The sequence below is a fragment of the Pseudorhodoferax aquiterrae genome (genome assembly GCF_014652235.1).
In the GTDB taxonomy this organism is placed as follows: domain Bacteria; phylum Pseudomonadota; class Gammaproteobacteria; order Burkholderiales; family Burkholderiaceae_C; genus Pseudorhodoferax; species Pseudorhodoferax aquiterrae.
On sequence record NZ_BMYK01000002.1, the window covers coordinates 203,451 to 224,539 of the forward strand.

Sequence of the window (21,089 nt, forward strand, 5' to 3'; positions counted from 1 at the left end):
GCGAAATTCATCACATCGGCCGGATTGATCACTGCATTTGTGTGAAATAAGAGCGGTTGGCTTTCTATAGTTGCGCGGTCGCTGCACCTGTTGCAGCCCTCCATCAGCCCGGGCCCAGGGGATGCCGACCTCGCCGCTTTCACCGTCGCTCAGCCCGTTTTCCGACACCACCGCGCTGGAGTTCCTGTGCATGGGCCTGGCCGTGTTGCTGGCCTTGCTCGCGTGGTTCGCATGGCGGCAATGGCGGGCGCTGCGCGGCGTCCGCAACGATGTGGTGCAGCTGCGCGACGAGGCCGCGGCGCTGCGCCGCCAGCGGGCCGCCGATGCCGCCGCCGCATCGGAACTGGACAGCCAGCGGACAGCAGCCCGACAGGCCGGGCAACGCCAGGCCCTGTACGCCTCGCTGATCAACGCCATGCCCGGCGCGGCCTACCGCTGCACGGCCGACGACAGCTGGACCGTGCTGTTCATCAGCGAGGCCATCCAGGGGCTGTCGGGCTGGTCGCCCGCCGACTACCTCGCTTCGCCCGCGCTGTTGCGCGAACTGGTGCATCCGCAGGAGCATGCGCGCGTCACCGCCGAGGTGCAGGCCGCGATCGATGCCGACCGCAGCTACACGCTCGAGTACCGCGCCGTGCACCGCAATGGCCGTGTCTTCTGGGCCTGGGAACGCGGCAAGGCCCAGCGCGACGCCAGCGGCCGCGTGCTCTGGCTGGAAGGCGTGGTGGTGGACATCAGCGAACGCAAGGCCATGGAGCAGGCGCTGCGCGACGCCAAGGACCGTGCCGAACAGGCCGTGGCGGCCAAGACCCAGTTCCTGGCCAACATGGGCCACGAGGTCCGCACGCCGCTCAACGCCATCATCGGCTTCTCCGAGATCGTGCTGCGCAACGAGCTCGACAGCCTGCAGCGCCAATACATGTTCAAGGTGCGCCAGGCCGCCACCACGTTGCTGCGGCTCATGAACGACATCCTGGACATGGCCAAGCTCGAACGCAGCCAGCTGCAGTGCGTGGCGGCGGATTTCTCGTTGCGCGACCTGGCGCAGCAGGCCCTCGCCGCCCAGCGCCAGGCTGCCGAACACAAGGGCCTGGCCCTGCGGCTGGACACGGAGCCCGGCCTCGGCGACGCGTTCTGCGGCGACGCAGCGCGCTTGCGCCAGGTGCTGGACAAGTTGCTGGACAACGCCGTCAAGTTCACCGAGCAGGGCACGGTGCGGCTGCAGCTGGCACACCAGCAGGGGCAGGTGCTGCTGGCCGTGCACGACACCGGCATCGGCATCGCCGAGCACGACCAGGCCCGCATCTTCGAAGCCTTCTCCCAGGCCGATGGATCGGCCAGCCGGCGTTTCGGCGGCACGGGCCTGGGCATCACGCTGGCCCGCCAGCTGGTCGAACACATGGGTGGCACGCTGACCGTGCACAGCGCCCCCGGCCAGGGCAGCGTGTTCCGTGTGCTGGTGCCGCTGGCCGATGCCGCGCTGGCGCCGGCCGCGCCGGTCAGCGCCAGCACGGAGCACGAAACCGAATTGCCGGCCGCGATGCAGGCCCTGTTCGACGATGGGCCGGCCCAGGACGAACAGCCCTGGCACGACTCGCTCCGTGCCACCGTGCATGCGCTGCGCAACGGCGACCAGAGCGACACCGATCTGCCGCTGCTGCTGCAGCGCCTGCGCGGCCGGGGCCTGGCGCACCACGCGGCCCAGGTGGAGCATGCGCTGGCGCGGTTCGACCTGGACCGTGCGGCCGAGCTGCTGGAAACGCTGCCGGCGCGCGTTTAGCCGCCCATGCGCATGAAGCCGGCGAAGAAGCCGGCCAGCGCCTGGTGCGCGTCCAGCGGCAGCACCTGCGCGACATACTGGTCGGGCCGCACCACCACCAGCGCGCCACCGGTGCGGTCGATGCCGCGCAGCGCATAGATGTCCTGGCCCGGCCTGCCGTCGGCCGCGAAGACCTTCTCGTAGTCGATGAGGCCATGCCGGCCCTTGCGCGGCAACAGCAGCGCCGGCATGGTCTCCAGCGCCAGCGCGTCGTGCCGCTGCGGAAAGATGGCGCGCAGGTCGAACACGGCGTCCACATCCTGGCCGGCCGGCGTGTAGCGGCGCACGGGCGAGTCCGGCGCTTCGGCCAGGAAGCGGCACAGCGCGCGCAGGCCGCCCTTTTCGTCCCGGTGGTCGTCGGTGCCGGCGAAGGCATAGAGCCGCCAGCGGCCATCGGCGCGCGCCACATGGCCCAGCTGCAGCGGCCGGGCGTCGGCCACCCGCACCACGGGCGCGGAATGAAAGCGCGTGCCGACCCCGAAGCCGCTGGCCAGCGCCTGGTGCGTGCTGTCGCCGCAGACCAGGGACGGCCGGTACTGCGTGCCCACGCCGGCCGTGAAGCGGCCGTGCTGCTCGAAATAGCGTTGGAAGGCCTTGGGGTCCACGCCGCCCGTGCCGCCCTCGGCGGGCCGGTCGCTGAACATGCGCGCCCAGTCGCGGTCGAAGTCGATGAGCTGCTGGGCCACGGCCTGGCGCTCCTCGGTGTAACTCGCCAGCAGCGCTGGCGCGCATTGGCCGCGCAGCACGGCCGCGAGCTTCCAGCCCAGGTTGAAGCTGTCCTGCATGGAGACGTTCATGCCCTGCCCGGCCTTGGGGCTGTGCGTGTGGCAGGCGTCGCCGGCGATGAACACGCGCGGCAGCTGCTGGTCGGCGCGTCCGGCCGGCACGTCGTCGTAGCGGTCGCAGATGCGCTGGCCGATCTCGTAGACCGACCACCAGGGCACGTCCTTCACCTCCAGCCGGTAGGGATGCAGGATGCGCTGCGCCGCGGCGACCAGCTGCTCCAGCGTGATGCCGCGCTGCGCGGCGCGCTCGTCCTCGCCGAGCTTGTCCATCTCCACGTACAGGCGCACCAGGTAGCCGCCCTCGCGCGGGATCACGAGCAGGTTGCCGTGCTCGGACTGCACGGCCACCTTGCTGCGGATGTCCGGAAAATCGGTGACCGCGAGCAGGTCCATCACGCCCCAGGCCTGGTTGGCCGAATCGCCCACGAGCTGGCGGCCGATGGCCTTGCGCACCGCGCTGCGCGCGCCGTCGCAGCCGACCACGTAGCGCGCGCGCACGGTTTCCGGCTGCTGCGCGCCGGCGCGCGCCAACCGCACGGTCACGGGGTGGTCGGCGGCCGCGGGATCGACCGCCACGTCCAGCACGCTGCGGCCGTAGTAGGGTTCCATGCGGCGGGGCGAGCGGCGCATCTGCTGCAGGTAGAAATCGTGCACGCGGGCCTGGTTCAGCACCACGTGGGGGAACTCCGACAGCCCGTCCGGCGTGTCCTGCACGCGGCCATGGCGCACGATGCCGCCCTGCTCCGCGTCCGGCTTCCAGAAGGTCACCTCGTTGATCCAGCAGGCTTCCTCCAGCACCTGCTGGCTGAAGCCGAAGGCCTCGAACATCTCCATGGTGCGACAGGCGATGCCATCGGCCTGGCCCAGCTGCAGCGGGCCGTCCTTGGCCTCGACGATGCAGGTGTGGATGTCGCCAAAGGCCGCCAGCTGCGCGGCCAGCGTGAGGCCGGCCGGACCGCAACCCACGATCAGCACGTCCACCGCGGCCGGCACTGCGTCCGTGTTCGGCGGCGCCGCGCCCCATGCGGGCAACACACGCGGGTCACCGGCTTGGAAGCCGTCGAGATGGAATTGCATGCCATGTCTCCTGTTCAGGGTGAGATTTCCGTACGCATCAATATTATCAGCATACGTATTATTTGTGCAATGGGAGAATGGGCGCCATGAAGAAGACCAGCGCCAGCCAGCCGACGCCCGCCATCGACCTGCGCCAGCAACCCGGCCACAGCATCCGGCGCCTGCAGCAGATCGCGTTCGCCGTGTTCATGCAGGAGGCGGCCAGCGCGGGGACCACGCCGGTGCAGTACGCGGTGCTGCAAACGCTGTCGGACCAACCCGGCATCGACCAGCGCACGCTGGCCCGAGCCGTGAGCCTGGACACCTCGACCATCGGCGGCGTGGTCGACCGGCTGGAGGCGCGCGCCCTGCTCGCACGCAGCCTGTCGCCGCAGGACCGGCGCGTGCGGCTGCTGCACCTGACGGAGGCGGGCGAAGCGCTGCGCCGGGAACTGCTGCCCACCATGCTGCAGGCCCAGCAGCGCATGCTGGACCCACTGACCGAGACCGAGCGCCGGCAGTTCATGGACATGGTGCAGCGCGTCATCGCCCACCATGCCAGCGTGGACGACAGCGCCGCGCCCGAGGGCTGACACCGCTCGGCAGCAGCGCCACGCCTTCCGTCAGCGCGAGGCCTGGGCAGCGTGGCGGCGGCCGCTGGGCACCACCACAATCGCGCGTTTACCCCTTCGGAAAGAGAGCGCGCATGCCCACGCCCAAGTACCGCCTCGTCACCCGCAGCGACTTCGACGGCCTCGTCTGCGCCGTGCTGCTGAACGAGCTGGACATGATCGACGACATCCTGTTCGTCCATCCCAAGGACATGCAGGACGGCAAGATCGCGATCACCGACCGCGACATCACGACCAACCTGCCCTACGTGGCCGGCGCGCACCTGGCCTTCGACCACCACCTGTCGGAAACCATCCGCAACCAGGATGCGGGCAGCAACCACATCATCGACGCCAACGCGCCATCGGCAGCGCGCGTGGTCTACGACCACTACGGCGGCAAACAGCGTTTCGCGAACATCTCCGACGAGATGATGGAGGCCGTGGACAAGGCCGACTCGGCGCAGTACGCGCGCGACGAGATCCTCGCCCCGACGGGCTGGGTGCTGCTGAACTACCTGATGGACGCGCGCACGGGCCTGGGCCGCTTCCGCGAGTTCCGCATCAGCAACTACGCGCTGATGATGGACCTCATCCGCTACTGCCGGGACCACACGATCGACCAGATCCTCGAGCTGCCGGACGTCAAGGAACGCGTGGACCTGTACGACGAACACGCCGCCAAGGCGCGCGAGCAGATCCTGCGCTGCGGCAAGGTGCACGGCGACGTGGTGGTGCTGGACCTGCGCCAGGAAGAAACCATCTGGGCCGTGAACCGCTTCATGGTCTATGCCCTGTTCCCGCGCGCCAAGGTGTCCGTCCACGTGATGTGGGGCGTGCAGAAGCAAAACACCGTGCTCGCCACCGGCAAGTCCATCCTGGACCGCAGCAGCCAGGCCAACATCGGCGAGCTGATGCTGCAGTACGGCGGCGGCGGTCACCAGGCCGCCGGCACCTGCCAGGTCGACAACGCGCAGGCCGACGCCACGCTGCGCGAGGTGGTCGAGAAGATCAACGCGGCGGGCTGAGGCCGCCGCGCCCCGGCCTCACTTCGGATCGAGGGGGGCCGCCACGGCCAGTTCGGCCAGCTTCAGCGCGCCCTGCAGCGAGCGCGCACCGGCGATGAAGCGGCCGTTGTGGCAGAACACCGCGTCGGCCACGCCGCTGGCCTGCGCCAGTTCGGCATCGCGCAGGCCGGCCCAGGCGCGCGGCAGATCCTTGCGCGCCTGGAACGACTGCGGCTCCACCGTCACCACATGCAGCTGGTGCTGCTGGTCGCTGGCGTCGGGGTAGACCACGAACCACAGGTCCGGCATCTCGGCACCGGCCACCTCGCGCCAGGGCAGGCCGCCGCGCGGCAGCTGCAGCACGCGGCCGTCCAGCAGCGTCTGCGCTTCGCGCACCTGCTGCGCGCCCTGGTGGCGCGCACGCTGCTGGTCCAGCGCGGCCAGCAGCAGCTGCGTCACAAGCGCCACCGCCTGCTCGAAGCGCGCCAATGCCGCCGCGTCATCCTCGGCGGCACTGCCGCGCCGGTCCCAGGGCAGGTTGAACTGCGCCAGCAACGCCGACAGGCCGAACAGGCCCGGCGCGGCATTGGCCGCGCCAGTGTCGGCCCGGTCCAGGTGCTGCACCAGCTCCCGGTCCAGGCTGTCGGCGATCGCCCGGGCCTGCACGGCATCGGCCACGCCGCACTGCTGCACGACCAGGGACTGGCCGTGCGCCGCCCAGACCAGGCCGGCACTGGCGTAGACCACCCCGCTGGCGCGCGCGCCGTCGAAGCCACGCTGGTGGTGGTCGAAGCGGCCGCGCGCGGCGTCCCATTCGCCGCCCACGTCGACGGCGAAATCGGCCGCGGCGATCAGCGCCGCGTCGCGCGTGCGCAGCAGCCGCGCCTGGGGATGGAGCAGCCGCAGCACGGCCACGCCGAACACGTCGTCCGCGTGGAAGGAGCCGTTGTGGGTGGCGATGGTGGTGGGGGTGTTCATCGTGGGGTTCTCGTGAAGAAAAAAGGGCCGGGAGCATCCGCTCCCAGCCCTTCGTGCCGACGGTCGGAGGATCAGGCCTTCAGTGCCGCCAGCGCGTCGTTCAGCGTCTTGCTCGGGCGCATCACGGCCGCGGCCTTGGCCTCGTCCAGCTTGTAGTAGCCGCCGATGTCCGCGGGCTTGCCCTGCACTTCGAGCAGTTCCTTGGCGATGGTGGCTTCCTGCTCGGTCAGCGCCTTGGCCAGCGGCGCGAACTTGGCCGCCAGCTCGGCGTCCTCGGTCTGGGCGGCCAGTTCCTGCGCCCAGTACAGCGCGATGTAGAAATGGCTGCCGCGGTTGTCGATCTGGCCGGTCTTGGGGCTCGGGCCCTTGTTGTTGTCCAGCAGCTTGCCGGTGGCCGCGTCCAGCGCCTTGGCCACGATCTTGGCCTTGGGGTTGTTGTTCTTGATGCCCAGCTCTTCCAGGCTCACGGCCAGCGCCAGGAATTCGCCCAGCGAATCCCAGCGCAGGTGGTTCTCTTCCACCAGCTGCTGCACGTGCTTGGGCGCGGAGCCGCCGGCACCGGTTTCGTACATGCCGCCACCGGCCATCAGCGGCACGATGGACAGCATCTTGGCCGAGGTGCCCAGTTCCATGATGGGGAACAGGTCGGTCAGGTAGTCGCGCAGGATGTTGCCCGTGGCGCTGATGGTGTCCAGGCCGCGGATCACGCGCTCCAGCGTATAACGCATCGCACGCACCTGGCTCATGATCTGGATGTCCAGGCCGGCCGTGTTGTGCTCGTGCAGGTACATCTTGACCTTGGTGATCATCTGCGCCTCGTGCGGGCGGTACTGGTCGAGCCAGAACACCACGGGCATGCCCGAGTTGCGCGCGCGCGTGACGGCCAGCTTGACCCAGTCGCGGATGGCAGCGTCCTTGGTCTGGCACATGCGCCAGATGTCGCCCTTCTCCACGTTCTGGCTCAGCAGCACCTCGCCGGTGTTGAGGTCGGTGATGTTGGCCACGCCGTCCTCGGGCACTTCGAAGGTCTTGTCGTGCGAGCCGTATTCCTCGGCCTGCTGGGCCATCAGACCGACGTTGGGCACCGTGCCCATGGTCTTGGGATCGAAGGCGCCGTGCCACTTGCAGAAGTTGATGATCTCCTGGTAGATGCGGGCGAAGGTCGATTCGGGCATCACGGCCTTCACGTCCTTCAGGCGGCCATCGGCACCCCACATCTTGCCGCCGTTGCGGATCATGGCCGGCATGGAGGCGTCCACGATGATGTCGTTGGGCGAGTGGAAGTTGGTGATGCCCTTGGCCGAGTCGACCATGGCCAGCTCGGGCCGGCCTTCGTGGCAGGCGTGCAGGTCGCGCTTGATCTCGTCCTGCTTGCTCTGCGGCAGCGCGGCGATCTTGGTGTACAGATCGACCATGCCGTTGTTGACGTTGACGCCCAGTTCCTCGAACAGCTTGGCGTGCTTCTCGAAGGCATCCTTGTAGAAGATCTTCACGCAGTGGCCGAACACGATGGGGTGCGAGACCTTCATCATGGTGGCCTTCACGTGCAGCGAGAACATCACGCCGGTCTTGTGCGCGTCCTCGATCTCCTTTTCGTAGAAGGCCACCAGCGCCTTCTTGCTCATGAACATGGAGTCGATGATCTCGCGGTCCAGCAGGGAGACCTTGGGCTTGAGCACGATGGCCTTGCCGCTCTTGGTGATGAGCTCCATCTTCACGTCGCGCGCCTTGTCCAGCGTCATCGACTTCTCACCGTGGTAGAAGTCGCCGGCGTGCATGTGGGAGACGTGCGAACGGGAGGCCTGGCTCCACTCGGCCATGCTGTGCGGGTTCTTGCGTGCGTACTCCTTGACGGCCTTGGGCGCGCGGCGGTCGGAGTTGCCTTCGCGCAGCACCGGGTTCACGGCCGAGCCCGTGCACTTGTTGTAGCGCGCGCGGATGTCCTTCTCCTCGTCCGTCTTCGGGTTCTCGGGGAAGTCGGGAATCTTGTAGCCCTTGTCCTGCAGTTCCTTGATGGCGGCCTTGAGCTGGGCCACCGAGGCGCTGATGTTGGGCAGCTTGATGATGTTGGCCTGCGGCTTGAGCGTGAGCTTGCCCAGCTCCGTCAGGTTGTCCGGCACGCGCTGGTCTTCGCTCAGGTACTCGGGGAACTGGCCCAGGATGCGGCCGGCCACCGAGATGTCGCTGGTTTCCACGTCGATGCCGGCCGGTGCGGCGAAGGCCTGCACGATGGGCAGGAAGGAATGCGTCGCCAGCAGCGGCGCCTCGTCGGTGAGGGTGTAGATGATCTTGGGTTTGGTCTCTGCCATGACGGATTCCTAGGCGGTGGTGAAACGGTGAAAAAAGACGGTGGTCAGGCGATGGCCTTCTCGAACAGGCCGCGCGCGATGACCTTGAGCGCGAGGGTTTCCTCGGCGCCCTCGAAGATGGACAGCACGCGGGCGTCCACGAAGTAGCGGCTCACGGGCGTCTCCTCGGCATAGCCCATGCCGCCGTGCAGTTGCAGCGCATCGCGCGTGAGCAATTCTGCCGAACGGCAGGCCAGCAGCTTGATCTGCGCGGCCTCGATGCGGCCGTCGGCCGCCTCGAGCCGGTTGCCCACGGCATAGGCGGTCTGGCGGCAGGCGGCCAGGCGCGCGGCCATCTGGGCCAGCCGGGCCTGCGTGAGCGGGAAGTCGATGAGCAGCTGGCCGAAGACCTTGCGGTCCTGCGTGGTGCGCAGCGCCTCGCGCAGCGCCGCGCGCATCACGCCGGTGGCGCGCGCAGATGTCTGCATGCGCCCGCCGACCATGCCGGCCATGTTGAAGTAAAAGCCCTTGCCCAGGCCGGCCTCGCCGCCCAGCACATGGCTGTCCGGCACGAAGAAGTCCTCGAACGCGAGCTCGTAGGAATGCATGCCGCGGTAGCCGATGGTCGGGATGGCCTTGCCGCGCAGGCGGCCGCCGCCTTCGGGCTGGAAGTCGAAAGCGTGGTCCTCGGTCGAGGGCTTCTCGACCAGCAGGATGGACAGGCCCTTGTAGCCGGCGGCCCTGTCGGGGTCGGTGCGTGCCACGACCATGAGCAGGCCGGCCTTGCCGGCGAAGGTGCACCAGGTCTTGGCACCGTCCAGCCGCCAGCCGCCGGGCACGCGCGTGGCCTTGAGCGCCAGGCTGGCCACGTCCGAGCCATGGTCGGGCTCGGTCATCGCGATCGCGCAGAGCGGCTCCCCGGCCGCGATCTTCGGCAGGAAGTGCTGCTTCTGTTCCTCGGTGCCGCCGGCGAGCAGCGCGCGCGAGAGGATCTCGGGCCGCGTGATCAGGCTGCCGGCCGCGCCCAGGGAGGCCTCGGACAAGGCCTCGGTCACGGCGATCATCATGGCCGTGTCGTCGTGCTGGCCCGGGGCGCTGCCGCCGTATTCGTGCGGGATCGACAGGCCGAACACGCCCATCTCGCGCAGCGGGCCGAGGATGGTTTCGGGGACGGTCAGGTCCTGCGCATGGATCGCGGCGGCCAGCGGCGCGACCACATCCACGCCGAAGCGGTGGAACGCGTCGCGCGCCATCGCCACCTCCTCGCTGACGGCGACGGGACCGATCTCCGACTCTGCGGCGGCCAGGGCGCGCGTGGCCGCCGTCAGCGCGGCGGGACCGGCGGCGGCGCGGCGCAGCGCCGGCCACTGCGGATCGGCGGCCCAGGCGTGCAGCGGCGTTGCGTCCAGGTCGGCGTCGATGGCCACGGCGTCGAGCCGGCCCTGCACGGAGCGCATGGCCTCGGTCGCGAACAGCAGGGCCAGCGCCCGGTCCAGCCCGGCGGGGGCCGGCGCCTGCAGCACGGTCCGTACGGCCAGCAGTTCGGCGCTGGCCCAGGCCAGCTCGTACGACACCCCCTGCGCCGCATCGAGGGCCGCTGCGTCGAGCCTGCCGGAGCCGGCGCTGCAGCGCTGTGCGACGGCCAGCACAGCGGCATCGAACAGGGCTTGCAGGCCGCCAAGCAGGCGGCGCGCGGCATCGACAAGGTCCTTTTCGGACGTCATGGAAAGGGGCTCCAAGGGGGGTGGGTCGGGGGCGATGATAGCGACAGGGCAGACCACCCCTGTGCCAATCGGTGCAAATGCACCGGGTGTATACCATTGCGCGGCCGCGCCGGTTGTCGCCACGGCAGCACGTATGCTCGCCCGGGTGACCCCGCCGCCCCCGCCCCGCCGCATCGCCCACCTGGACATGGACGCGTTCTACGCCTCCGTCGAACTGCTGCGCTATCCGCAGTTGAAAGGCTTGCCCGTGGTGATCGGCGGCGGGCGGCGCCGGGCCGACAGCGTGCTGGCACGGGGCGCGGACCTGCCGCTGGACCAGTTCCCGCGGCTGGGCGACTACAAGGGCCGCGGCGTCATCACCACCGCCACCTACCCTGCGCGCGCCTTCGGCGTGGGCTCGGCCATGGGCATGATGAAGGCGGCCAAGCTGTGCCCCCAGGCCATCCTGCTGCCCGTCGACTTCGACGAGTACCGGCGCTTCTCGCGCGCCTTCAAGAGCACCATCCTCGAGATCGCGCCACTCATGGAAGACCGCGGCGTGGACGAGGTCTACATCGACTTCACGGAAGTGCCCGGCGGGCAGCGCGAAGGCGGCCGCGTGCTGGCACGGCTGATCCAGAAGTCCATCTTCGAGCGCACGGGCCTGACCTGTTCGATCGGCGTGGCGCCCAACAAGCTCATTGCCAAGATGGCCAGCGAATTCGACAAGCCCAATGGCATCTCCATCGTGCACGAAGCCGATCTCGAACCCCGCATCTGGCCGCTGCCCGCGCGCAAGATCAACGGCATCGGCCCCAAGGCCGACGCCAGGCTACAGGCCCTGGGCATCACGACCATCGGCGACCTCGCGGCCAAGGACCGTGCCTGGCTCATCGAGCACTTCGGCCGCGCCTACGGCGCCTGGATGCACGAGGCAGCCTGGGGCCGCGACAACCGGCCCGTGGTCACCGAGAGCGAACCCGTCTCCATGAGCCGCGAGACCACCTTCGACCGCGACCTGCACGCCGTGCGCGACCGGGCCGAACTCTCGGCCATCTTCACGCAGCTGTGCGAGAAGGTCGCCGAAGACCTGCAGCGCAAGGGCTACGTGGGCAAGACCATCGGCATCAAGCTGCGCTTCGACGACTTCAGGATCGCCACGCGGGACCAGACCATCGCGCAGCACACGGCCGATGCGCGGCAGATCCGCCAGGCGGCAGGCCAGTGCTTGAAGCGCGTGCCGCTGGAGCGGCGGCTGCGGCTGCTGGGGGTGCGCGTGGGCTCGCTGGCCAAGCCGGCCGAGCTCGCGCTGCGCACCGAAGCGCCAACGCCCGTGACGGGCGAGCTCTTCTGAGCCGGCCGCAATGCAAAGATTTGCGAAGTAAGGGCATTCGCCCCGGTGGCGCGCCGCGCCATCCTTAGAATCTTCAGTCAATACAAATCATTCTCATCCTCTCTGCGCAGCCGGCCTGCCCGGCATGCCGCAGCGCCACGGTCACGCCGGCCGTGCGCCGTTTTCTTCAACCACTTGGGAGATTGCATGAACAACCGACGTACTGCTGCACGCTGGGCGCGCCCGCTCCAGACGGTCCTGGCCGCGTCCATGGCGCTGGGCCTGGCGGCCTGCGCCTCGGGCCCGCAGTTCGACGCCAACGATGCCGCGTTCAAGGGCCGCATCGCCGTGACCGACACGCCCGTGGTACTGGCCGGTCAGCCCGTGACGCTGGCGGGCCGCGACTTCAAGCCGGGCCAGAAGGTCACGGTGAGCTATGGCGGCGTGGTGCTGGGCCAGACCGCCACGGCCGACAAGGACGGCAACTTCCGCACCCAGTTCGTGCTGCCGGCCGATGCCGACGTGGGCCGCTACAACCTGGTCGCGAGCGCCGCCGAGCCGGCCGCCTCGCTGCTGGTGCCGCTCAAGATCTCGCCGAACGTGCCGCTGTCGGGCCAGGAGCGCTTCAAGGTGCAACTGCAGCCGCTGGTGCCCGGTCTGTACCAGGCCGGCTACTCGGCCAGGACCGACCGCGTGTTCGTGACCTCCGCCGTGGGCCGCCCGCCCATCACGCGCAGCGAGCTTGTGAAGGTCAACGCGCAGACGCTGGCGATCGAGCAGCGCGTGACCGCCCCTGTGGCGCCAAGCCGTCCCGCCGCGCCGGCTCCAGCCGCCAACGCCCTGCCCGGCCTGTACGCGGTCTACGGCGTGGGCGTGGACGATGCCAACGGCAACGTCTGGGTGACCAACACGCGCCAGGACACGGTGGCCGTGTACCGCCAGTCCGACCTCGCCATCGTCAAGCAGTTCGAGCCCGGCCTGGTGCCGCATGCGCGCGACATCCTCGTGGACGGCGTGCAGGGCAAGGCCTACGCCTCGCCGGTTGGCGACCCGCAGATCGCCGTGTTCAGCACCAAGGCCCCGGCCCTGCTCAAGAACATCCCGATCCAGACCGGCATCCGCGGCCCGCAGGCCAAGCCCTTTTCGCCCATGAGCCTGGCGCTGGACCAGGCGGGCAGCCGCCTGTTCGTCGTGAGCGCGGGCGGCGAGGTGGCCATCGTCAACACCCGCACCGACACCGTCGAGAAGGTGTTCCCGGTCGAGACCGCCGTGTCGGCCTCCGGCATCGCCTACGATGCGCAGAGCGACCGCATCTTCGTCGCGGCCCAGGGCTCGGACAACGTGGTCATCGTCGATGCCAAGACCGGCAAGACGCTGCACGACGTGAAGGTCGGCGCCGGCACGCTGAACGTGAGCTTCGACCCCGTGCGCCGTCTGGTCTACGCCGCCAACCGCGCAAGCGACACCGTGACCATCCTCGATCCGGACGGCAAGATCGTCGGCAACCTGGACGTGGGCAGCTTCCCCAACCACATCGCGCTGGACGGCAAGGGCACGGCCTTCACGGTCAACAAGGCGCGCAGCGCGGACGACGGCGAAGGCGACCGCATCGGCCGCATCACGGTGCGCTGAGCAGCATCGCGCGCACCCGGCAGAACGCCCCGGTCTCCGGGGCGTTTTTCCTTGTCAGGCGGAACAAAAGCGCAGCACGCGCTGCGCCGCGACCATGACCACCGAGGCATGGTCTTCGTCGGGGAAGATGCGGAACGCGAGCCGCTCCGCCCCCAGCCAGGCCGTCATGTCCTCGGCCAACGCCTGGGCGCTGGCGACCATGCGGCGCTGCGCGCGCCGCGCGACCAGCTGGTCGTAGCCGGGCTGCTGGCGCTGCCAAGGCGGCACCGCGTCCTCCCAGGCACCGGCGGCCATGAACACGCGCGGGTCCGGCTGGCCCGGCAGGGCCGCGGCGAGCGCCGCACGCAGCCCGGCCTCGTCCCACCAGACCGAGGGGCTGACGGCGGCCCAGGTACGGAACGCTCGCGGCCGTGCGGCCAGGGCCTGCAGCACGAAGTGGCCGGCGAGCGAATGGCCGAACAGGGTCTGGCCTGCGCTGTCCAGCGGCAGTTCGGCGCGCAGCGCAGGCAGGAGTTCGTCGGCGATGAAGGCCAGGAAACCGGATGCGCCCCCCACTCCGTCCGCCACCGATCCATCGGCGGACGGACCCGCGGTGAAGTCGCGCCGGCGCAGCGGCTCGGCGAACAACGCGTCGCCATCGTGCGCGATGCCGACCACGGCGGTCGGCACGATGCCGGTCGCGTCGGGCCGCCGGCTGGAGCGGCGCACGAGTTCCACGAAGGTCCCGAACAGCGCGTTGGCGTCGAGCACATACACGGCGGGGAAGCCGCCGGGCGGCGGCGTGCCGGGCGGCACCCAGACGCTGATGCGGTAGGTCTGGCCATTGGCCCGGGCTTGCCAGCGCCGCGTCCGCGCACCCGGCACCTCGACGCTGGACCAGGCGCCGCTCACAGCACCTCGTCCACCATGATCTGCAGCCCGCCGCGCGAGCAATGCTCCACGCGCGCCTGCACGCCGTAGACCCGGGCCAGCGACGCAGGCGTGATGGCCTCGCCCGGCGTGCCCGTGGCCACGACCGCCCCCTGCGACAGCATCACGATGCCGTCGGACCAGCGCGCCGCGATCTGCAGGTCGTGCAGGACCATGATGGCGATCATGCCGCGCTCGCGCGCGAGTTCCTGCACCAGCCGCATCACACGCAGCTGGTGCTGCAGGTCGAGCGCGCTGATGGGCTCGTCGAGCAGCAGCACGCGCGGCGCGCGCACCAGGGCCTGGGCCAGCGAGACCAGCTGGCGCTGGCCGCCGGACAGATGGTCCAGCCCTTCCATCGCCAGGTGCAGGATGCCCACGCGCTCGAGGATGGCCACGGCGCGCCGCTGGGCGGCGTCGTGGCTGTCCCCGTCCGGATGGCCCGTGGCCGAGGCCTGCAGGGCACCCAGCACGCTTTCGAGCACCGACAGCGCCACGCCCTGCGGCAGCGTCTGCGGCATGTAGGTCACGCGGCGCGCATGCTCGGCCAGCGGCAGGCCCACGAGTTCCTCGCCGCCCAGGCGCACCGAACCGCTGGCCGGCTGCAGGCCGGCCAGCGCGCGCATCAGCGTGCTCTTGCCGGCCGCATTGGGGCCGACCAGGGAATGCACCTCGCCGGCGCGCAGGTCGGGCAGGTCCAGCCCGCGGATGATCTGGCGCGCGCGGTAGCCCGTGGCCAGGCCGCGCACCTGCAATGTGTCGCTCCGCGTCATGCGCGATCCCGGCTGCGGAAGATCAGGAACAGGAATACCGGCACGCCCACGATGGCCGTCACGATGCCCACCGGCATGATCGCGCCCGGCACCAGCGTCTTGCTGGCCACCGAGGCCAGCGACATCACCAGCGCCCCGCACAGCACGCTGGCCGGCAGCAGGAAGCGGTGGTCCTCGCCGAGCAGCAGCCGCGCCATGTGCGGACCCACCAGGCCGATGAAGCCGATGGTGCCCGCGAAGGCCACCGAGGTCGCGGCCAGCAGGCTCACGCGCAGCAGCGCGAGAAAGCGCAGCCGGCCCACGTCCACGCCGAAGCTGCGCGCGCGGTCCTCGCCCAGGCGCAGCGAGGTCAGCCGCCCGGCCGCCAGCAGCGAGAACGGCAGCACCAGCACCAGCACCTCGGCCAGCACGCCGACGTGGCTCCAGGTCGCGCGCGACAGCGAGCCCATGCTCCAGAACACGAGCTGCTGCAGCGCCTCCTGCGAAGACAGGAACTGCACCAGCGCGACCAGCGCATTGAACGCGAACACCAGCGCGATGCCCAGCAGCACCACGGTCTCCACCCCCGCGCCGCGGCGACGCGCCATGAGTTGCAGCAGCAGCACCGAGCCGAACGCGAACACGAAGGCGTTGAGCGGCACCATCCACTGCAGCGGCACCCAGGGCAGGCTGATGCCCAGCACGATGGCCAGCGCCGCGCCGAACGAGGCGGCCGAGGACACGCCCAGCGTGAAGGGGCTGGCCAGCGGGTTGTTCAGAATGGTCTGCATCTCGGCGCCGGCCAGCGACAGCGCGGCGCCGACCAGCACGGCCATCAGCGCATAGGGCAGGCGCACCTGCCAGACGATGGCCTGCTGCGGCAGGCTCAGGCTCTCCGGCGCGAGGATGCCGCCCAGCACTTGGGCGGCCGTCAGCGACGAGGGGCCGGTCACGAGGTCCAGCGCGAAGGCCGCCACGCACAGCAGCGCCAGGCCCGCCACGATCAGCATGCGGCGCACGACCAGGCGCCGGTAGGCCGCGAGCACATCGCCCGCGCTCAGGGGCAGCGTCGCGCTCATCGCAGCGCAGTCCAGCCCGCGCCCTGGTATGGCACGGCCAGGAACCGGCGGTTGATCTCGGCCAGCGTCTTCGCCGGGTCCACGTCCTGGAACAGTTCGGGGTGGATCCAGGTCGCGAAGGCCTCGATCGCGACGATGTCGATCGGCGAGTTGATGAGCTGGTGGGCCAGGCCGAAGCTCCGGCCGCTCTTGACGGCCGACAGCTGGGCGATGGCCTGGCGCTGCGTCACGGCGGCCAGCGAGGCGCGCGCACGCGCTGCGTCGTAACCCGCACCCAGCACCAGGCCGCCGCTCTTTTCCAGGTGGGCGCCGCCCGTGGCGATGTAGACCTGGGGGTCGCGCGACATCACGTACTCGATGTTGAGCTTGCCGGTCGGCGCCTTGAGTACGTCGGCGCCGATGTTGTGGCCGCCCACGAAGTCGATGTACTCGCCCATGTTGCCCTTGCCCGGCGAGTTGCAGCAGTCGCCCGTCATGCCCGCGTGGGCCTCCAGGAACACCGTGGGCCGGGCCGTGGGCGCAAGTCGGGCCACGCGCTGGGCAATCCTGTCCAGGTGTGCGCGGCGCAAGGCGATGAAGGCTTCGGCCTTGGCCTGGCCGCCCGTCAGCTGGCCCAGGATGCGCAGGCTGGGCTCCTGGTTCCGGAACGGGTTGTCGAAGAAGTCGATGAACACCACCGGGATGCCGGCCGCCTGCAGCTGCGCCGCCTGCGCCTGGGAAGGACCCGAGCCCACGGAAACCACGGCCACGTCGGGCGCGGCGGCCAGCACGGCCTCCAGGTTGAAGCTGCCGGCCGAGGACGCTACCTGCGGCACGTTGCGCAGCGCCGGGAACCTCGCGACGTACTGCGCATAGCTCGCCTCGCCGATGCGGTGCACGTCGCGGGGCCAGGCGGCCAGCCATTGCACGGGGTCGGGCTGGATCAGCGACAGCGCGACCAGGAAGCGGCCATCGTCGATGGAAATCTTGCGCACCTGGTCGGGCACGCGCACCTTGCGGCCGTTCAGATCGGTGAGTTCGGCCGCGGCCGCTACACCGAGGGACGCGAGCAGGGCCGCCAGCACCAGGCCGCAGGCCACCACGGTGCGGTACAGGCTAGTTTTCAAGAACGATTCCTATCTACAACGCAAACCGCGCATGTTGCCACAGGGCCCGCGCGCAGCGCCGGCACCGCCCCACGCCAATGCAAAGTATTGCGAAGCAAAGGCCTGATGCACCCGATGGGCATGGACGGCACCTAGAATGTCTCAGTACAAATAATTCTCATCTACAAGCCGGACCGATCCTGCGATCGGCCTCCGTGGAGGGCATGGCGCCGGCAGACGCCCGATGCGCCGGCCGCATGCCTTGACTGTTTTTCGATCCTTGGCCTGTTCCATTCCTTCGTTCTCGGTTTCCGCACCGCGCCGCAGCCTGCTGCTGACGCTGGCAGCCATCGGCCTGCAGGCCTGCACGGCGGCTCCGCCGGCCGCCACGCCCTACCGCAGCGAAAGCTTCGGCCTGGCGTCGGCCGACGGTCAGCGCCACTACCGCGTGCAGCTGCTGCTGCCCGACGCCAGGCCGCCGGCCAGAGGCCATCCGCTGCTCGTCATGCTGGACGGCAATGCCGCCTTCGACGCGCTCGGCCACGAACTGCTGGCCCGCCAGGCGCAAAGCAGCCCGCTGGCCATCGCCACGCTGGGCTACGAGACCGCGCAGGGCCTGGACCTCGCGGCCCGCGCCTTCGACTACACGCCGCCCGTGCCCGGCGAAACCCCGACCTGGGACGATGCCCGGCGCCAGCGCCCGGGCGGTGGCGCGGACCTGTTCCTGGACCTCGTGGCGCAGCAGGTGCTGCCCGAGCTCCATCGCCGTGCGCCCTGCGATCCTGCGCGCACGACACTCTGGGGCCATTCCTACGGCGGCCTGCTCGCGCTCTACACGCTGTTCACGCGGCCGCAGCTGTTCACGCGCTACGCCGCGGCCGATCCCTCGCTCTGGTGGCATGACGGCTACCTGCTGTCGGTCGAACAACGCGCGCGGCCGCTCCCTCCCGGCCGGCCCACGCAGCTGCTGCTGATGGCCGGCGGCGCCGGCACGGCCACGCGGTCGCAGCGGCCCGGCATGGACGGGGAGGCCCGCAACCGCCGCGCGATGCTCAGCGAAGCCACACCCCAGCTCGCAGAACGCCAGGCCCGGCGCGCCGGCCTGGCGACGACCTACCAGCCGTTCCCGGGCGTCGGCCACGGGCCGATGCGGCCAGCTTCCATCCCGCCCACGCTGGCCTTCGCCGCTGCCTGAACATGGACGCCACCTCCACCCCCACCGCCGTGCGCGCCGCGCCGCCGCCCATGGGCCCGCTGGTGTTCGCCGCGCTGACCGGCACCATGGCCATGATGGCCTTCGTCGCCGTGGTCGGCCCCATCGTGCGCCGGCTCGCGCTGCCCGAATGGGTGGCCGGCCTGTCGGTCACGGCCGGCGGCCTGCTCTGGATGCTGCTGGCACGCTGGTGGGGCGGCGTGGGCGACCGGCGCGGCCGCAAGCCCGTGCTGCTGGTCGGTTTCGCGGCCTTCGCCCTGGCCTACTGGGTGCTGGCGGCGGGCATCGACCTCGCGCTGCACCAGAAGATCGGCGGCCTGGCCGCGCTGGCCCTGCTGGTCGGCGCGCGCGCCGCCATCGGCGCCTTCTACGCCGCGGTGCCGCCGACCGCGGCCGCCGTGGTGGCCGACCACACGCTGCCGCGCGAACGCCCCGTCGCCATGGCCAAGCTGGGCTCGGCCAACGCCATGGGCCTGGTGCTCGGCCCCGCAGCGGCCGGCTGGCTGGCCGGGCGTGACCTGGCGCTTGCCTTGTACGCGGCGGCCGCGCTGCCCGTGATCGCGCTGGCGGTCGTCTGGCTGGCGCTGCCGGGGGGCAGGCCCGCGGCGCAGCGCCCGCCGGGCGCCAAGCCCATGGGCCTGTTCGACAAGCGGCTGCGCGTGGCCGCGCTGACCGGCTTCGCGGCCATGGGCTCGGTCGCCATCGCCCAGGTGCTGGTCGGCTTCTACGCGATCGACCGGCTGGCCCTGCCCGTGGACCAGGGCGCGCGTGTGGCCGGCCTCGCGCTGACCTGCGTGGGCTGCGCGCTGATCGTCTCGCAGCAATGCGTGATGCGTTGGAAGACCGTGCCGCCGGCGCGCTGGATCGTGCTGGGCGCCGTCATCGCCGGCAGCGGCTTCGCCAGCGTGGCGGCCGTGCAATCGCAAGGCATGCTGCTGGGCAGCTATGGCGTGGCCGCGTTCGGCATGGGCCTGATCTTCCCCAACTTCCAGGCCATGGCCGCCAATGCCGTGCAGCCGCACGAGCAGGGTGCGGCCGCCGGCACGCTGTCGGCCGCCCAGGGCCTGGGCATGGTGCTCGGCCCCATGGCCGGCACGCTGCTGTACCGGGTCTCGCCGGCCCTGCCCTACCTGCTGGTGGGCGCGGGGCTCTGGGCCCTGGCGATCTTCTCCTTCGCGCGCCTGCGGCGCGCGGCGACCGCATGACCGATCCACTGATTCCCTTGCGCCAGACCTGGCCCGCCGATCTGGTCGCGCGCTACCGCGCGGCCGGCCACTGGCGCGGCGAAACCTTCCCCGCCATGCTGCGCGATCGCGCCGCCCGCTTTGCCGAGCGCACCGCCATCGTCGGCGGCGACGCGCGCTGGACCTATGCCGAGCTGGCCCGCCGCGCCGAGGCCATCGCCGCCGGCCTGCTGGCGCGCGGCCTGCAGCCCGGCGAGCGCGTGGTCGTGCAGCTGGGCAACATCCCGGCGTTCTACGCCGTGGTGTTCGGCCTGTTCCGCGCCGGTCTGGTGCCGGTCTACGCCCTGCCCGCGCACCGCAGCACCGAGATCGCCCACTTCGTGAAGAAGGCCCAGGCCTCGGCCTATGTGGTGGCCGACCGCTACGACGGCTTCGACCACCGGCCGCTCGCGCGCGAGATCCTCGCCATGGATCTGGGCCTGCGCGAGGTCATCGTGGTCGGCGATGCCCAGGAGTTCACGGCACTGGACAGCCTGGCCGGCGACCCGGCCGCGCTGCCCCGGCAGGACCCGGACCCGCAGTCGGTCGCCTTCCTGCAGATTTCGGGCGGCTCCACGGGTCTCTCGAAGCTGATCCCGCGCACGCACGACGACTACATCTACAGCTTCCGCGCCTCCAACACCATTTGCGGCATCACGCAGGATTCGGTTTATCTGGTCGCGTTGCCGGCCGCGCACAACTTCCCGATGAGCTCGCCTGGCGCGCTGGGCGTGCTGTATGCCGGCGGCACCGTGGTGCTGTCGCCCTCGCCCTCGCCGGACCAGGCCTTCCCGCTCATCGAACGCGAACGCGTGACCGACCTCGGCCTGGTGCCGCCGCTCGCGCTGCTGTGGGCCCAGGCCGCGGCGACCACGCCGCACGACCTGTCCAGCCTGCGCGTGCTGCAGGTCGGCGGTGCCAAGCTCACGCCCGAGGCCGCGCGGCGCGTGGTCGCCGGCCTGCCTGTGAAACTGCAGCAGGTCTTCGGCATGGCCGAGGGCCTGGTCAACTACACGCGGCTGGACGACGACGAGGACACCATCCTCGGCACCCAGGGCCGCCCCATCAGCCCCGACGACGAGGTGCTCGTCGTCGACGACGCCGGCCAGCCGGTGCCCGACGGCACGGTGGGCCATCTGCTCACGCGCGGCCCCTACACCATCCGCGGCTACCACAACGACGAGGCCGCCAACGCGCGCAGCTTCACGGCCGACGGCTTCTACCGCACCGGCGACATGGTGCTGCGCAAGCCGGGCGGCTACCTCGTGGTGCAGGGCCGCGCGCACGACCACATCAACCGCGCGGGCGAGAAGATCTCGGCCGAAGAGGTGGAAGACCACCTGCTGGCCCACCCGCAGGTCTTCGACGTGGCCGTGGTCTCCATCCCCGATGAGTATCTGGGCGAGCGCATCTGCGCCTTCGTGATCCCGCACGGGGAGAAGCCGCGCCCGCCCGAGGTCAAGGCCTGGATGCGCGGCCGCGGCGTGGCGGCCTTCAAGATCCCGGACCAGATCGTCTTCGTGCCGGCCTTCGACCAGACCGCCGTCGGCAAGACCAGCCGCAAGGAACTGCGCGCGCGCTTGCGCGCCGACTTTCTGGCCAGCGAAACCAAGTGA

At 70.5% G+C, this 21,089-nt stretch carries 16 protein-coding genes; 8 read left to right on the forward strand and 8 right to left on the reverse strand.

Translation table 11 applies throughout. The features are described from left to right. The first annotated feature begins 121 nt into the window (after positions 1–121). The gene (locus tag IE209_RS03560) at positions 122–1,780 is read left to right on the forward strand and encodes a PAS domain-containing sensor histidine kinase (RefSeq protein ID WP_189685655.1); all 1,659 of its coding nucleotides are present in this window, start codon (positions 122–124) and stop codon (positions 1,778–1,780) included. Here the strand turns inward: IE209_RS03560 and IE209_RS03565 are convergent. Next, positions 1,777–3,681, reverse strand: a complete 1,905-nt coding sequence (locus IE209_RS03565; RefSeq protein ID WP_189685656.1) for an FAD-binding monooxygenase — start codon at positions 3,679–3,681, stop codon at positions 1,777–1,779. The two genes, IE209_RS03560 and IE209_RS03565, sit on opposite strands and share 4 nt — an antisense overlap. A gap of 86 nt (positions 3,682–3,767) precedes the next feature. On the opposite strand from IE209_RS03565, the gene IE209_RS03570 reads away from it, so the two are divergent. Then, positions 3,768–4,253, forward strand: coding sequence for a MarR family winged helix-turn-helix transcriptional regulator (locus IE209_RS03570; RefSeq protein WP_189685657.1), 486 nt, complete (start codon positions 3,768–3,770; stop codon positions 4,251–4,253). A gap of 113 nt (positions 4,254–4,366) precedes the next feature. Next, on the forward strand, positions 4,367–5,299 hold the full coding sequence (locus IE209_RS03575; protein WP_189685658.1) for an exopolyphosphatase: 933 nt from the start codon (positions 4,367–4,369) through the stop codon (positions 5,297–5,299). An 18-nt stretch (positions 5,300–5,317) separates the two neighbouring features. Here IE209_RS03575 and IE209_RS03580 read toward each other — a convergent pair whose 3' ends face one another. From IE209_RS03580 to IE209_RS03590, 3 genes are all read right to left on the reverse strand, one after another. Continuing rightward, the gene (locus IE209_RS03580; protein ID WP_189685659.1) at positions 5,318–6,256 is read right to left on the reverse strand and encodes an MYG1 family protein; all 939 of its coding nucleotides are present in this window, start codon (positions 6,254–6,256) and stop codon (positions 5,318–5,320) included. Between the two features lie 71 nt (positions 6,257–6,327). After that, positions 6,328–8,565 (reverse strand): NADP-dependent isocitrate dehydrogenase, encoded by a 2,238-nt coding sequence (locus tag IE209_RS03585; protein ID WP_189685660.1) that lies wholly within the window; start codon positions 8,563–8,565, stop codon positions 6,328–6,330. Between the two features lie 44 nt (positions 8,566–8,609). After that, a complete protein-coding gene (locus IE209_RS03590) occupies positions 8,610–10,268 on the reverse strand; it encodes an acyl-CoA dehydrogenase family protein (RefSeq protein WP_189685661.1) in 1,659 nt (552 codons plus the stop codon). Positions 10,269–10,401: 133 nt separating this feature from the next. Between IE209_RS03590 and dinB the strand changes: the two genes are divergently transcribed. After that, entirely contained in the window at positions 10,402–11,601 is a 1,200-nt protein-coding gene (gene dinB, locus IE209_RS03595) for a DNA polymerase IV (protein ID WP_189685662.1), read from the forward strand. A 186-nt stretch (positions 11,602–11,787) separates the two neighbouring features. After that, positions 11,788–13,212 carry a YncE family protein gene (locus IE209_RS03600; protein ID WP_229882675.1) on the forward strand — a complete coding sequence of 475 codons (1,425 nt, stop codon included), beginning with the start codon at positions 11,788–11,790 and terminating at the stop codon, positions 13,210–13,212. Between the two features lie 54 nt (positions 13,213–13,266). Here the strand turns inward: IE209_RS03600 and IE209_RS03605 are convergent, their stop codons facing one another. Genes IE209_RS03605 through IE209_RS03620 form a run of 4 tightly spaced genes read right to left on the reverse strand, consistent with a single transcriptional unit; the run spans position 13,267 to position 17,058 of the window. Next, the gene (locus tag IE209_RS03605) at positions 13,267–14,103 is read right to left on the reverse strand and encodes an alpha/beta hydrolase (RefSeq protein WP_189685663.1); all 837 of its coding nucleotides are present in this window, start codon (positions 14,101–14,103) and stop codon (positions 13,267–13,269) included. Beyond that, on the reverse strand, positions 14,100–14,894 hold the full coding sequence (locus IE209_RS03610) for an ABC transporter ATP-binding protein (protein WP_189685664.1): 795 nt from the start codon (positions 14,892–14,894) through the stop codon (positions 14,100–14,102). Before IE209_RS03610 ends, IE209_RS03605 begins: the two co-directional genes overlap by 4 nt. Next, complete coding sequence (locus IE209_RS03615) at positions 14,891–15,940, reverse strand: FecCD family ABC transporter permease (protein ID WP_229882700.1); 1,050 nt, start codon at positions 15,938–15,940, stop codon at positions 14,891–14,893. Before IE209_RS03615 ends, IE209_RS03610 begins: the two co-directional genes overlap by 4 nt. 8 nt (positions 15,941–15,948) lie before the next feature. Beyond that, entirely contained in the window at positions 15,949–17,058 is a 1,110-nt protein-coding gene (locus IE209_RS03620; protein WP_229882676.1) for an ABC transporter substrate-binding protein, read from the reverse strand. 259 nt (positions 17,059–17,317) lie between these two features. On the opposite strand from IE209_RS03620, the gene IE209_RS03625 reads away from it, so the two are divergent. The 3 genes from IE209_RS03625 to IE209_RS03635 are packed head-to-tail and all read left to right on the forward strand — an operon-like array spanning position 17,318 to position 21,089. After that, on the forward strand, positions 17,318–18,232 hold the full coding sequence (locus tag IE209_RS03625) for an alpha/beta hydrolase (protein ID WP_189685666.1): 915 nt from the start codon (positions 17,318–17,320) through the stop codon (positions 18,230–18,232). Between the two features lie 2 nt (positions 18,233–18,234). Continuing rightward, positions 18,235–19,455 carry an MFS transporter gene (locus IE209_RS03630; protein ID WP_229882677.1) on the forward strand — a complete coding sequence of 407 codons (1,221 nt, stop codon included), beginning with the start codon at positions 18,235–18,237 and terminating at the stop codon, positions 19,453–19,455. Beyond that, on the forward strand, positions 19,452–21,089 hold the full coding sequence (locus IE209_RS03635; RefSeq protein ID WP_189685667.1) for a (2,3-dihydroxybenzoyl)adenylate synthase: 1,638 nt from the start codon (positions 19,452–19,454) through the stop codon (positions 21,087–21,089). The genes IE209_RS03630 and IE209_RS03635 overlap by 4 nt, the downstream gene beginning before the upstream one ends.